12 protein-coding genes are annotated in these 13,252 nt (G+C 67.8%); 2 read left to right on the plus strand and 10 right to left on the minus strand.

Annotated elements, in window-relative coordinates; genetic code table 11:
* Positions 1-11: 11 nt before the first annotated feature.
* The 4 genes from ndk to QTI51_RS11320 form a co-directional block, all read right to left on the minus strand.
* On the minus strand, positions 12-437 hold the full coding sequence (ndk, locus tag QTI51_RS11305) for a nucleoside-diphosphate kinase (RefSeq protein WP_116907288.1): 426 nt from the start codon (positions 435-437) through the stop codon (positions 12-14).
* A 153-nt stretch (positions 438-590) separates the two neighbouring features.
* On the minus strand, positions 591-2,483 hold the full coding sequence (locus tag QTI51_RS11310; RefSeq protein WP_116907287.1) for a pseudouridine synthase: 1,893 nt from the start codon (positions 2,481-2,483) through the stop codon (positions 591-593).
* Complete coding sequence (scpB, locus tag QTI51_RS11315) at positions 2,480-3,349, minus strand: SMC-Scp complex subunit ScpB (RefSeq protein WP_116907286.1); 870 nt, start codon at positions 3,347-3,349, stop codon at positions 2,480-2,482. Before scpB ends, QTI51_RS11310 begins: the two co-directional genes overlap by 4 nt.
* Positions 3,350-3,478: 129 nt before the next feature.
* Positions 3,479-4,504, minus strand: coding sequence for an RluA family pseudouridine synthase (locus tag QTI51_RS11320; protein ID WP_116907836.1), 1,026 nt, complete (start codon positions 4,502-4,504; stop codon positions 3,479-3,481).
* A gap of 32 nt (positions 4,505-4,536) precedes the next feature.
* Here QTI51_RS11320 and QTI51_RS11325 point away from each other — a divergent pair, with 32 nt between their 5' ends.
* Positions 4,537-5,343: an outer membrane protein assembly factor BamD gene (locus QTI51_RS11325; protein ID WP_116907285.1), complete on the plus strand. Its 807-nt coding sequence runs from the start codon at positions 4,537-4,539 to the stop codon at positions 5,341-5,343.
* Between the two features lie 30 nt (positions 5,344-5,373).
* Here QTI51_RS11325 and QTI51_RS11330 read toward each other — a convergent pair whose 3' ends face one another.
* Both QTI51_RS11330 and QTI51_RS11335 read right to left on the minus strand, forming a co-directional pair.
* Positions 5,374-7,494, minus strand: coding sequence for an ATP-dependent DNA helicase (locus QTI51_RS11330; protein ID WP_116907284.1), 2,121 nt, complete (start codon positions 7,492-7,494; stop codon positions 5,374-5,376).
* Positions 7,491-7,694: a YdcH family protein gene (locus QTI51_RS11335; RefSeq protein ID WP_116907835.1), complete on the minus strand. Its 204-nt coding sequence runs from the start codon at positions 7,692-7,694 to the stop codon at positions 7,491-7,493. Before QTI51_RS11335 ends, QTI51_RS11330 begins: the two co-directional genes overlap by 4 nt.
* Before the next feature lie 108 nt (positions 7,695-7,802).
* Here QTI51_RS11335 and QTI51_RS11340 point away from each other — a divergent pair, with 108 nt between their 5' ends.
* Positions 7,803-8,573, plus strand: coding sequence for a PP2C family protein-serine/threonine phosphatase (locus QTI51_RS11340; RefSeq protein ID WP_116907283.1), 771 nt, complete (start codon positions 7,803-7,805; stop codon positions 8,571-8,573).
* A gap of 31 nt (positions 8,574-8,604) precedes the next feature.
* Here QTI51_RS11340 and QTI51_RS11345 read toward each other — a convergent pair whose 3' ends face one another.
* The 4 genes from QTI51_RS11345 to odhB form a co-directional block, all read right to left on the minus strand.
* Positions 8,605-9,279 (minus strand): hypothetical protein, encoded by a 675-nt coding sequence (locus QTI51_RS11345; RefSeq protein WP_116907282.1) that lies wholly within the window; start codon positions 9,277-9,279, stop codon positions 8,605-8,607.
* Positions 9,276-10,376 (minus strand): cell division protein ZapE, encoded by a 1,101-nt coding sequence (gene zapE, locus QTI51_RS11350; RefSeq protein WP_116907281.1) that lies wholly within the window; start codon positions 10,374-10,376, stop codon positions 9,276-9,278. Before zapE ends, QTI51_RS11345 begins: the two co-directional genes overlap by 4 nt.
* Before the next feature lie 12 nt (positions 10,377-10,388).
* Entirely contained in the window at positions 10,389-11,816 is a 1,428-nt protein-coding gene (gene lpdA, locus QTI51_RS11355) for a dihydrolipoyl dehydrogenase (protein ID WP_116907280.1), read from the minus strand.
* A 153-nt stretch (positions 11,817-11,969) separates the two neighbouring features.
* Complete coding sequence (gene odhB, locus QTI51_RS11360) at positions 11,970-13,232, minus strand: 2-oxoglutarate dehydrogenase complex dihydrolipoyllysine-residue succinyltransferase (RefSeq protein ID WP_116907279.1); 1,263 nt, start codon at positions 13,230-13,232, stop codon at positions 11,970-11,972.
* Positions 13,233-13,252 lie beyond the last annotated feature (20 nt).

A 13,252-nucleotide genomic window follows, 5' to 3' on the forward strand; every position in this document is an offset into this window, starting at 1 on the left:
AGATACGGGCTTCAGCGTGCGTAGACGTTGAGGCCGGCGAAGAAGAAGGCGATTTCGTTCGCTGCGGTTTCCGGAGCGTCCGAACCGTGCACGGCGTTGGCGTCGATGCTGTCGGCGAAGTCGGCGCGGATGGTGCCGGCGGCTGCCTTCTTGGGGTCGGTGGCGCCCATCAGGTCGCGGTTCTTGGCGATGGCGTTGTCGCCTTCGAGCACTTGCACGAACACGGGGCCCGAGATCATGAACTCGACCAGGTCCTTGAAGAAGGGACGTTCCTTGTGCACGCCGTAGAACTGTTCGGCTTCGTTGCGCGACAGGTGCACCAGCTTGGCGGCGATGACCTTGAGGCCGGCAGCTTCAAAACGGGAAACGATCTTGCCGATGACGTTCTTTGCGACTGCGTCGGGCTTGATGATGGAGAGGGTACGTTCGATAGCCATTGAAATGCTTCCTGGAGCTTTGATTTTGAAGTGTTTTGTCACAACTGCAACGCATTGCTTGCGTCACCTGTCGACAAAGCCTCTGATTTTAACCGGCGCAGCCTTGCGGAATGGTGAAAACCTCGCGAAAGGCCGCGCTGCGGCGGCAGGCTTTCAGCGCCCGCGACGCCGTCCGCCGCCCTGCCCGGCCGGCCCGCCGAAACCACCGCCGCCGCTGCGGCGGCCCTGGCCTCCGCGCTGCTCCTTGCGCTGGCGCGAGAAGCTGTCGGCGCCGATGTAGCCCAGCGAGGTCTTCATCGGATCGGGCTGGTTGGCACCGCTGGGTTGGCGGTCATCACCCTGGCGATTGCCGCCGCCCTGGCGGTTGCCGGCGTTGCCGCCACCACCGCCGCCATTTCCACCATTCCCACCGTTCCCACGACGGGCCTGGCCTTGCGGAGGCCCGCCGTTGCCGGGGCCGCGGTTGTTCCGGGGACCACGGTCACCTCGATCACCACGCGGAGGGCGGCCATCGCCCAGCGGGCTCGGAATCGGGGCATCGCGACCGCCATCGTCGCGCATGTCGCGCGGCTGGCCGCCACCCGCACCACCCGCGTTGCGATTGCCGCGGCGTTTCTTGTTGCGGCCGTTGCGGCCGTTGCCGCCGCCGTCCTGGCCGGGGCCTCGCGCCTGTTGCGGCGCCGGGCGCGCAGCCGCGCCGCCGGACGCCTGGAACAACGCACGGATGTCGCGCTCGTCGAGCTCCATCCACGCGCCGCGCTTCAGCCCGCGCGGCAGCACCATCGCGCCGTAGCGGATGCGAATGAGCCGGCTGACCGCATGGCCCACCGACTCGAACAGCCGGCGCACTTCGCGGTTGCGGCCTTCGGAAATGGTCACGCGGTACCAGCAATTGGAGCCTTCGCCGCCGCCCTCTTCGATGGTGCCGAACTGCGCCATGCCGTCGTCCAGGCGCACGCCGTCGAGCAGCTTGTGCTTCTCTTCGGTGGTGAGCGCGCCCAGCACGCGCACCGCGTACTCGCGCTCCAGGCCGAAGCGCGGGTGCATGAGCTGGTTGGCCAGGTCGCCGGAACTGCTGAAGAGCAGCAGGCCTTCGGTGTTCAGGTCGAGGCGGCCGACCGACTGCCACTTGCCCTGCTGCAGGCGCGGCAGCTTGCGGAACACGGTCGGGCGGTTCTGCGGATCGTCGTGCGTCACCACTTCGCCCACGGGCTTGTGGTACGCGATGACGCGCGGCGGCGGCGGCGCGATGCGGAAGCGAATCGGCTTGCCGTTGATCTTGACCTGGTCGCCGAACTGGATGCGCTGGCCGATGTGGGCCGGCTCGTTGTTGACGGAAATGCGGCCCTGGAGAATCAATGCTTCCATTTCGAGCCGCGAACCCAGGCCCGCCTGCGCCAGCACCTTGTGCAGCTTGGGCGAATCGGCCTCGGGCAGCAGCACGCGCTTGAGCGGCGGCACTTCCGGGCTTTCCTCGTCGGCATCGAACTGGCCGGAGATGACGTCGGCAAAACGGATCGGCTCGGGCGGCAGGGCATTGCGCTGCTCGCGCTCGGCGACGCGGCGGGCGCGGTCGAGGTCGTCTTCTTCCTCGTCGGGCTCTTCCTCGTCGTCGTAGTCCTCGTCATCCCCGTTGTCCCCGCCATCGCGGTCCGACTGCTCGGGCTGCGGTTGCTGGCGGGCTTCAGGCGCAGGTGCCGGCTGGGCTTCTTGCTCGGCCACGGGAGCGACAGCGACCGGCGCCGCCACTTCGACAGGCGCAGCCGCGGCCACCACGGGCTCGACGGCTTCGGGTGCATCGACCACCGCCGGCGCCTCGGAGGCGACCGCAGCTTCTTCAGCCACCGGCTTTTTCTTGCGAGGCGCGCGCGGCTTCTTGGGCGGCTCGGCTTCCACGGGTGCGGCGGACTCCGACGCAACAGCTTCCGGCGCTACCGATTCGATAGCATCACCTGCAGCCTTCTTGGGCGTGGTCGCACGTTTCTTCTTTTTGACTTCGGGTTCGGCAGGCAGCATGGCCGCGTCTTCGGTGTCGTTTGTGCTCATGAGGTTTTTCCGGAGGAAGGAGCGTGGGGGTCGGCCTCGTCCGCGGACGGGGCATCGGGTTCGGGGGCCGGTAGCGAGGCTTGAGCGGACGCAGGCTCCGGCGCTTCGGGTTGGAGGGTTTCGGGTTCAGGCTCGGCTGTTGCCGGCGCTTCAGGCTCGACGGCCAAAGCCTCCGTAAGCTCGACGGACGCAACTTCTTCGGCAGCCTCGACGACTTGCGCCTGGGCCGCTTCGATCGCCACCGCAGCTTCTGCCACCGCGGCGGCATCGACCGCTTCAGGCGCGGCGTCCATCGGCAAGCCCTGCTGCTCACCCGAGGCGCGCTCCAGCGCATCGACCAGCGCGGCCTGCTGCGCGGGCGTCTCGATCAGCGGCAGCTGGTCGAGCGAGGCCAGGCCCAGGTCGTCCAGGAACTGGCGCGTGGTCGCGTACAGCCCCGGGCGGCCCACGGTCTCGCGGTGGCCGATGACCTCGACCCAGCCACGGTCCTCGAGCTGCTTCAGGATCAGCGAGTTGATCGTCACGCCGCGAATGTCTTCCATGTCGCCGCGCGTGGCCGGCTGGCGGTACGCGATGATGGCCAGCGTCTCGAGGGCGGCGCGCGTGTAGCGCGGCGGCTTCTCGGGGTGCAGGCGGTCGAGGTGGTCGCGCATCTCCGGCCGGCTCTGAAAGCGCCAGCCGCTGCCCACGCTCACAAGCTCCAGGCCGCGTTGCGCCCAGTCTTCCTGCAATTCAAGCAACAGCACCTTGATGGTGTCCACACCCAACTCGTCGTCGAACAGCACGCGCATATCGCGCACCGGCAACGGTTGGCTCGAACAGATCAAGGCGGTTTCGAGAATGCGCTTGGCATCCGCCGTATTCATGGTTCGCGTTATCCGGGAAAAGGCGCCTCGGGGACGCTTGTTCAGAAGGATGAAAGGAGTAGGCGCTGCAGGCACGCGGCAGTTGCAACGCAAGGCCGGCCTCGGGTGGCCGGCGCGGCCCTCGGGCCGTCAGGCGCGATTGTAATCCAGCCCCCACGACTGCAAAGCCAGCACCAGGTCCGCCGGCGGCGGCGAACGAAACTCCAGCGGCGCCTGCGTGACCGGGTGCACGAACGCCAGCCTGAACGCATGCAGCGCCTGGCGCGACAGCCCCGCAGCCGGCGCGCCGCCATACAGCGCATCGCCGACCAGCGGATGGCCGATCGACGCCATGTGCACGCGGATCTGGTGCGTGCGGCCGGTTTCGAGCGTGCACCGCACGGCGCAGCCCAGCGTGTTGCTGTCGAGCCGCTCGATCAGCGTGCGCGCCGTCTTGCCCGCGTTGCGCTCGAGGTCGACCACCGCCATGCGCAGCCGGTTGCGCGGGTCGCGGCCGATGGGGGCGTCGACCTGCCGGGCGGCCGCGCCCTCCCAGGGCTTGTGGCCCACGGCGAGGTACTGCCGCTTGACATCGCGCGCCGCAATCAGCGCCACCATCGCGTCCATGGTGGCCCGGGTGCGCGCCACCACCATCAGCCCGCTGGTGTCGCGGTCCAGCCGGTGCACGATGCCGGCACGCGGCAGCAGCACGGCCTTGGGGTCCAGCGCGAGCAGGCCGTTGAGCAGCGTGCCGCTCCAGTGGCCGGGCGCGGGGTGCACGACCAGCCCGGCAGGCTTGTCGACGATGCGCAGGTGCTCGTCCTCGTACACGGTGACGATGTCCATCGCCTCGGGTCGGAAGGCCTGGCTCTGGGGCGTCGGCCGCAGTTCGATATGCCCGGCCTGCCCGGCCTTGACGGCAGCCGAGACTTTCTTGAGCGTTCGCCCCTGCAGCTCGACGGCGCCGGCCTCGATCAGCTGCTGCAGGTAGCTCCGGGAAAACTCGGGCACGAGCGCGGCCAGCGCACGGTCCAGCCGCTGGCCGTGCTGCGCCGCGTCGATGACGAAGGGCCGCAACTCGCTGGGCTCGATGGGGTCGGCGCCCTCCTCGAGTTCGGCCGCCTCCGCGGACTCGGGGACTTCAAGGATGGAGCCCAGGGGGTCGGTCGATATAATTGAGGGTAACTGTTTCACGAAAGCCGTATGTGATGTTTCGCGCCAAATTATCGGTCCCCACCTGGATCGCGCTCAGCGCGGCGGCTCTGCTAGCAGCTGGCTGCTCGTCGACCTCCGTCGACAAGACCGCGAACTGGAGTCCCAACAAGATCTACGCGGAAGCCAAGGACGAAGCCGGCTCGGGCGCCTACGACAAGGCCGTGCCCCTGTACGAGAAGCTCGAAGGCCGCGCCGCCGGTACCCCGCTCGCGCAGCAGGCCCAGCTCGAAAAGGCCTACGCCCAGTACAAGTCGGGCGAAAAGGCGGCGGCCATCGCCACCATCGACCGCTTCATGAAGTTGCATCCGGCCAGCCCCGCGATGGACTATGCGCTCTACCTGAAGGGCGTGATCAACTTCAACGACGACCTCGGTATGTTCGCCTTCATGACGCGCCAGGACCTGTCCGAGCGCGACCAGAAGGCGGCCAAGGAGTCGTTCGAGTCCTTCAAGGACCTCGTCACGCGATTCCCCGATTCGCGCTATGCGCCCGATTCGCGCCAGCGCATGAACTACATTGTGAACTCGCTCGCACAGTATGAAGTTCACGTGGCCCGCTACTACTACTCGCGCGGCGCCTACCTGGCGGCCATCAACCGCGCGCAGATCGCGCTGTCCGACTACCGCGAAGTGCCGGCCCTCGAAGAGGCCCTGTTCATCATGGTCAAGTCGTACGACGCGCTCGGCATGAAGGACCTGCGCGACGACGCGCAACGCGTGCTGACCACCAACTATCCGAAGAGCGCCTACCTGGCGAACGGCTTCAAGGGCAAGGACGACCCTTGGTGGAAGCTCTGGTAAAGCTGGCCCGCGCGCGGTGGCGCGCCACGCTCAGTTCTTGAGCGCGTCCACCGCGGCGTCGAAGTCCGCTTCGCTTTCCAGCCGCCGCATCGGCGGCAACGCCGCCAGCAACCGGCGGCCGTAGCCCATAGCGACCAGGCGCGTGTCGCAGATCGCGAGCACGCCGCTGTCGGTTTCCCGCCGAATCAAACGCCCCGCCCCCTGCTTGAGCGCCACCGCGGCCTCGGGCAACGAATAGTCCGCGAACGAGCTGCGGCCCTGCGCCTCCAGCCGCTGCGAGCGCGCCTCGACCAGCGGATCGTTCGGCGGGGGGAACGGCAGCTTGTCGATCACCACCAGCTGCAGCACATCGCCCGGGGCATCGAAACCCTCCCAGAACGACGCCGACGCCACCAGCACGCAGCCGGTGCGCCCGTCGCTCGCGCCTTCACGAAAGCGCTCCATCAGCACCCGCTTGGGCAGCTCGCCCTGCACCAGCACCTCGGGGCGCAGCGCGGCGTCGAGCAGCTCGAACTGCTGCTTCATGGTGTCGCCGATGGTGCGCAAGGCGCGCAGCGTGGTGGTCAGCACCAGCGTGCGCCCGCCGAGCTCGGTCGCGCCGCGCGCGGCCAGTTGCGCCACCCGCTGGCTGTGCGACGGATCGTTGGGTTTGGGAAAGGCGCGCGGCACGTACAGCGCCGCCTGCGACGCGTAGTCGAACGGGCTCTTCACGCGCAGCACTTCCGCGTCGTGCAGGCCACAGGGTTCGGTGAACCAGCGCAGCGTGGGCTCGTCGCCCAGCGTGGCCGAGGTGAAGACCCAGGCGCGGCCGCCGTTTTCCCTGATTTCCTTCGTCGGCCGCTCCGCCGCAGAGCGCTCGCCGTATGCATCCAGGCCGTCGTCTTCGAGGTCGCCGGCACGGCCTTCGAAACCGTCTTCGGCGTCGTCGTCTTCAGACTGCTCGTCCACGATCTTCAACACCCGCTTGCGCATCGCATCGGCGATGTCCAGCGGCGATTCGACCAGCCGCAGCTGCGAGCCCACGTCGACCCAGCGCACCGAATCGACCGCACACGGCAAGGCGAAGCGCGCCGTGCGCTTCGCGATCTGCCTCGCGCGCTCGTGCAGCCGCACGAAGTCGGGTGAAATCTCGCTCACGGTCGCCAGGCCTTCGGCCGCCAGCTCGAAGGAATGCTGCAGGTCGTCGAGCGCGCGCTGCCATGCCTCGGGGTCCACGCCTTCGGGCGACGCGCCCAGCCAGCGCAGCTTGGCGCCGGGCCATTGCTTGCCGACCACCAGCCGCAACTCGCGCGCGGCACGCTCGACGCCGGCCACCAGCTGCTGCCAGTCGACCAAACCGCGTGCGTGCTGCAGGCCCGCGCCGAGCATGTCGCGCGCGAAGTCCAGCGCCTGCCCGCTGCCGAGCTGCGCGCCCAGGAACTGCACGCCCGTTTCGTTGAGCTGGTGGGCCTCGTCGAACACCACCACGCTCACGGTCGGCAGCAGTTCGGCCATACCGGTCTCGCGCACCGCGAGGTCGGCAAAGAACAGGTGGTGGTTGATGACCACGATGTCGGCCGCCAGCGCCTCGCGCCGCGCCAGGTTGACGTGGCACGGCTTGAACTGCGGGCACTGCGCGCCCAGGCAGTTCTCGCGCGTGGAGGTGATCAAGGGAATGAGCGGCGAGCGCTCGTCGAGCCCGGGCAGCTCGGCCAGGTCGCCGGTGCGCGTGGCCTTCGACCATTGCTCGATCTTGGCCAGCGTGCGCAGGCTGCCGCGCTCGGGCAGCGAGGCGTCGTGGCGCGCCATGTCGAGCCGGTGCAGGCACAGGTAGCTGCCGCGCCCCTTGAGCAGCGCGGTGCGCACCGGCAGCCCGAAGGCCTCGACCAGTCGCGGCAGGTCGCGGCCGAACAGCTGGTCCTGCAGGGTCTTGGTGGCGGTCGAGAGCAGCACGCGCTCGCCGCTCAGCAGGGCCGGCACGAGGTAGGAGAAGGTCTTGCCGACCCCCGTGCCCGCCTCGACCACCAGCACGCCGCCCTGGTCGATGGTGCGTGCCACGGCCATGGCCATTTCGGTCTGGCCCGAGCGCTCGCGGAATTGCTCGGCGGCACGCGACAGCGCGCCGTCCTGCGCGAAGGCGTCGCGCACCTGGTCTTCGAGCGTGCCGCTCACGCCGGCTCTTTCGGGTCGAGCACGTTCTCGAGGCGCGTGACCTGGTCGCGCAGCGCGAGCCGGCGTTTTTTCAGCCGGCGCAGCAGCAGCTCGTCTTGCGGCGAGCCTTCGGACAACCGGTCGATGGTGGCGTCGAGATCGGCATGCTCGATGCGCAGTTCGATCAGCTGGCGGGAAAGGGAGTGAAGATTGGAGTCCAACGGTGGGGCGCGCTCGCCTGGGTTTTCGCGGCGCTTGTTCATTCGATAATACGTCCTGACACGACCCCCAGCGACGACAGACTCACGCGCTTCAGGCGCATATGCCTCATGACTCAAGGCTTTCGACTTGCCGCGGCCACCGGACTCCACAAGGGAGACCGCCCGTACCAACAAGACCAGGTGATGGTCATGAGTCACCCCCGCGTCGCGGGCTGCGTGCTCGGCGTGGTGGCCGATGGCATGGGCGGGCGCAGCGGCGGCCGCAAGGCCTCCGACCAGGTGCTGATGACCGCGCGCCAGCTCTTCGCGCGCTACCAGCCCGGCCGCGACGACCCGCAAGCGGTGCTGCGGCAGATACTGGAAGACTCGCACATGGTCATCAAGCTGACCGCCGTGTCCAGCGAGCAGGAACCGCACAGCACGCTGGCCGCCTTCCTCATGAACCCCAAGGGCGACTGCGCCTGGATCCACGCCGGCGACTCGCGCATCTACCACTTCCGCGACGGGCTGCTGGTGAAGCGCACGCGCGACCATTCGTACGTGCAGGTGCTCATCGACCGCGGCCAGATCACCGAGGCCGAGGCCAACATCCATCCGCAGGGCAACATCCTGCTCGGCTGCCTGGGCATGGCGACGACGCCACCGCCGGTCGACCCGCACTACATCGAGAAGCTGGAGCCCGGCGACCTGCTGATGGCATGCAGCGACGGCCTGTGGCACTACTTCAGCGTCGAGGAAATGGCGAGCGTGCTTTATTCGCATCCGCCGCGCGACGCGGCCGAGATTTTGGTGGGTGAAGCGCGACGCCGCGCCCGCGGCACGGGCGACAACATCTCGATCGCCGTGCTGAAGCTCGACGCGCTGCCGCCGAGCGCCTGAGCGTTTTCAACCGAAGGTTGTCCCGGCGCGCTCAGCGTGCTGGCGACGAGGCCGCAGCCTCCGGGGCCGGCGCCGGCAACGGCGCGCCACGCGGCTTGCCCGGGTTGGCGTTGCGCCGTTCCCGGTCGGCCCTGTGCACCTCGGCGCGCTTGAGCTTGTCTTCGTACCGCTGGACCGCCACCGGCGCCTCGGCCTTGCGCTGGGCGGCCTTGGCCTGCTCGTCGGCATGCGCCTTCTGCTTGGACTGAAACTCGCGCTCGCGCTGCGCCGCATCGGCGGCCGTCGCGGCACGGCTGGTGGCATGGTCGGCGGCGCGCTGCTCGCGGTCCTTCTGGTTCTGCACCGATTCCTGCTGTTTCTCGGGTGTGTCCTGCGCGCGCTGCTGGCCAGCTTTCTGGTCGAGCTTCTGCAGCTCGGCCGCGCCGCTGCGCTGGCGCTGGATGTCGTTGATCGCGGTTTCCTGGCGCTTGATGTTGTCGGCTTCCTTGCGGCGCCGCTCGCGGCTCTCGCGCAGGCAGTCTTCCACGGCGAACTTCTTGTAGCAGACGGCCCGCTCTTCGAGAAAGCGCTTCTCGATGGCCTCGCGCTCGGTCGACAGCCGGCGCTTCTCGGCTTCCAGGTCGGCATTGCCCGCCGCGGCATTGGACTGCGCCCACATCGGCAGGCTGGCCAAGGTCATGAGCAGGGCAAGGACGATTTTTTTCATGTGAGTCGGGTGTCGACGATGCGGCGTTCCAGGGCAAGAAACTCGCTCGACTGCATTTCAGTGAGCCGCGAGACCGTGCGCGGAAACTCGTGCGACAGCGGCCCCTCGGTGTACAACGCCTCGGGCGGAACCTCTGCCGACATGATGAGCTTGCAGCGCCGGTCGTACAAGACGTCCACCAGCCAGGTGAAACGGCGTGCTTCCGAGGCCATGCGCACCGGCATGTGCGGCACGTCGGACAGCAGCACCGTGTGGTACTGGCTGGCGATCTCGAGGTAGTCGTTCTGCGAGCGCGGGCCGCCGCACAGCGTCTTGAAATCGAACCAGACCACGCCGCCGGCCTTGCGCAGCGCGCGGATCTCGCGCTGCTCGATGTGCAGGATGGGGCTTTCGTCGGCCGTCTCGGCCAGCTTGTCGAAGGCCTTGCGCATTTCCTTCTCGGCGGCCGCGTCGTTCGGCGTGAGGTACATGCGCAGTTGCTCGAGCGTGCGGCGCCGGTAGTCAGTGCCGTTGTCCACGCTCAGCACCTCGAGCTTCTGGTTCAGCAGCGCGATGGCCGGCAGGATGCGGTCGCGGTGCAAGCCACCGGGATACAGGTCGTCGGGCTTGAAGTTCGAGGTGGTCACGAAGCCCACGCCGTTCTCGAACAGCGACACCAGCAGCCGATGAAGAATCATCGCGTCGGTGATGTCCGCCACATGGAACTCGTCGAAGCAGATGAGCTTGTAGCGCTTGGAAATGCGCAGGCCCAGTTCGTCCAGCGGATTGACCGTGCCCTGCAGCTCGCGCAGTTCGCGGTGCACTTCGCGCATGAACTCGTGAAAGTGCAGCCGCGTCTTGCGCCGCAGCGGCACGGCGTTGAAGAACAGGTCCATCAGGAAGCTCTTGCCCCGCCCGACGCCACCGTACATGTAGACGCCGCGCGGAAGCTCCGGCCGGTTGATGAACTTCTTCAGCGCGTTCGAACGCTGGGCCTTGTACTCGGCCCATTCGTTGGCGCAACGGTCCAGCGCCTCCACGGCACGCAGCTGCGCGGGATCGCTGTGGAACCCGCGCGTGGCGAGCTCCGCCTCATAGGCCTGTTTGACGCTGGTCAAGAGATCTGGCGATCAGAAGTTCAGCGTGCGCTTGTCCACGGCCAGTGCCGCTTCCTTCGTGGCTTCCGACAGCGACGGGTGCGCGTGGCAGATGCGGGCGATGTCCTCGGCGCTGGCCTTGAACTCCATGGCCACCACGGCTTCGGAGATCAGCTCGCTCACCTGCGGGCCCACCATGTGCACGCCCAGGATCTCGTCGGTCGTGGCGTCGGCCAGGAACTTGACCATGCCGGTCGTGTCGCCCAGCGCGCGCGCGCGGCCGTTCGCCAGGAACGGGAAGGTGCCGGCCTTGTAGGCGCGGCCTTCGGCCTTGAGCTGCTGCTCTGTCTGGCCGACCCACGCGATTTCGGGGTGCGTGTAGATCACCCACGGAATCGTGTTGAAGTTGACATGGCCGTGCTGGCCGGCAATGCGCTCGGCCACGGCAACGCCCTCTTCCTCGGCCTTGTGCGCCAGCATCGGGCCGCGCACCACGTCGCCGATGGCCCACACGTTGGGCAGGTTGGTCTTGCACTCGCCATCGACGTTGATCGCACCGCGCTCGTCGAGCGCGAGGCCCACGGCTTCGGGGTTCAGGCCGATGGTGTTGGGCACGCGGCCGATCGACACGATGAGCTTGTCGACGTCCAGCACCTGGGCTTCGCCCTTGGCATTGGTCCAGGCGATGGACACGCCCTTCTTGCCGGACTTGATCTCGCCGACCTTCACGCCGAGCTCGATCTTCAGGCCCTGCTTGTCGAAGGCCTTCTTGGCTTCCTTGGCGATCTGCTCGTCCACCGCGCCCAGGAAGGTCGGCAGTGCTTCGAGCACCGTGACTTCCGCGCCGAGGCGACGCCACACCGAGCCCATTTCCAGGCCGATGACGCCGGAGCCGATCAGGGCCAGCTTCTTGGGCACGGCGCCGACGCGCAGCGCGCCGTCGTTCGACAGGATGTTTTCTTCGTCGAACGGCGCACCCGGCAGCGCGCGGGCGTTGGAGCCCGTGGCCAGGATGATGTGCTTGCCGACGATGGTTTCTTCGGCGGCACCGGCCACCTTGATTTCATAGCCGCCTTCGGCGGCCTTCACGAACGAGCCGCGGCCGTGGAACGACGCGATCTTGTTCTTCTTGAACAGGTAGGTGATGCCGTCGTTGTTCTGCTTCACGACCTGGTCCTTGCGGGCCAGCATCTTGCCGATGTCCAGCGACAGGCCCGACACGTTGATGCCGTGGTCGGCAAAGCCGTGGCCGGCGTGCTCGAAGTGCTCCGACGATTGCAGCAGCGCCTTCGAGGGGATGCAGCCGACGTTGGTGCAGGTGCCGCCGAGCGCGGGGCCGCCCTTGGCGTTCTTCCACTCGTCGATGCAGGCCACGTTGAAGCCGAGTTGAGCGGCGCGAATGGCGGCGATGTAGCCGCCGGGGCCGCCGCCGATGACGATGACGTCGAATTGTTTGCTCATTGGGTTTCCGTTTCAGTTGGCGCGCGTCACTGGAGGAGTGACCTTCGCGGGACACCGCGGAACCGGCTTGGCCGGACCGCGGGTGTCGCCCCCTTTCAGGGGGCCGGGCGAAGCGACACGGGTGCGCGCAGCCTGGGAGGGATCAGATACCGATCAGATGTCGAACAGCAGGCGCGACGGGTCTTCCAGCGCTTCCTTCATGGCGACCAGGCCCAGCACGGCTTCGCGGCCGTCGATGATGCGGTGGTCGTAGCTCATGGCCAGGTAGTTCATCGGACGGATCACGATCTGGCCGTTTTCCACCACGGCGCGGTCCTTGGTGGCGTGCACGCCCAGGATGGCCGACTGGGGCGGGTTGATGATCGGGGTCGAGAGCATCGAACCGAAGGTGCCGCCGTTGGAGATGGAGAACGTGCCGCCGGTCATGTCTTCGATGCCCAGCTTGCCGTCTTGCGCCTTCTTGCCGAACTCGGCGATCTTCTTCTCGATGTCGGCGAAGCTCATCTGGTCGGCGTTGCGCAGGATCGGAACGACCAGGCCGCGCGGCGAACCGACGGCGATGCCGATGTCGAAGTAGCCGTGGTACAGGATGTCGTTGCCGTCGACCGAGGCGTTGATCACCGGGTACTTCTTCAGCGCGTGCACAGCTGCCTTCACGAAGAAGGACATGAAGCCCAGCTTCACGCCGTGTTCCTTGGTGAAGCTGTCCTGGAAGCGCTTGCGCAGTTCCATGACGGGCGCCATGTTCACTTCGTTGAACGTGGTCAGGATGGCGTTGGTCGACTGCGATTGCAGCAGGCGCTCGGCGATGCGGGCGCGCAGGCGGCTCATCGGCACGCGCTGTTCCGGACGCTCGCCCAGGTCGGGCGCGCCGGTGGGTGCGCTCACCTGTTGCAGCGCGGGCTTGGCAGCCGGCGCGGCAATGGCGGCGGCAGGCTTGGCGCCCGAGGCAACCGCGCCGAGCACGTCACCCTTGGTGACGCGGCCGTCCTTGCCGGTACCGGCCACGTCGCCGGTCTTCAGGTTGTTGTCGGCCAGCAGCTTGGCGGCGGCGGGCATGGCCACGTCCGACTTCGAGCCACCGGTGGCGGCGGCAGCGGCTGCCGGGGCAGGTGCCGCGGCGGCCGGCGCGGCCGCGGGGGCTGCTGCCGCCGGTGCGGCGGCCGAAGCCTTGCCTTCGGTGTCGATGCGGGCGATCAGCTGCTCGGCCACCACGGTGGCGCCGTCGGGCTGCACGATCTCGGCCAGCACGCCGGCCGAAGGTGCGGGCACTTCCAGCACGACCTTGTCGGTCTCGATCTCGATCAGGATTTCATCGACGGCGACGGCATCGCCGGCCTTCTTCTTCCAGGTGAGCATGGTGGCCTCGGCCACGGATTCGGAAAGCTGGGGAACTTTGACTTCTACGATAGACATTTGGAGAGAGCTCCGTTTTG

It is taken from the genome of Variovorax sp. J22G73 (genome assembly GCF_030317035.1).
GTDB lineage: Bacteria > Pseudomonadota > Gammaproteobacteria > Burkholderiales > Burkholderiaceae_C > Variovorax.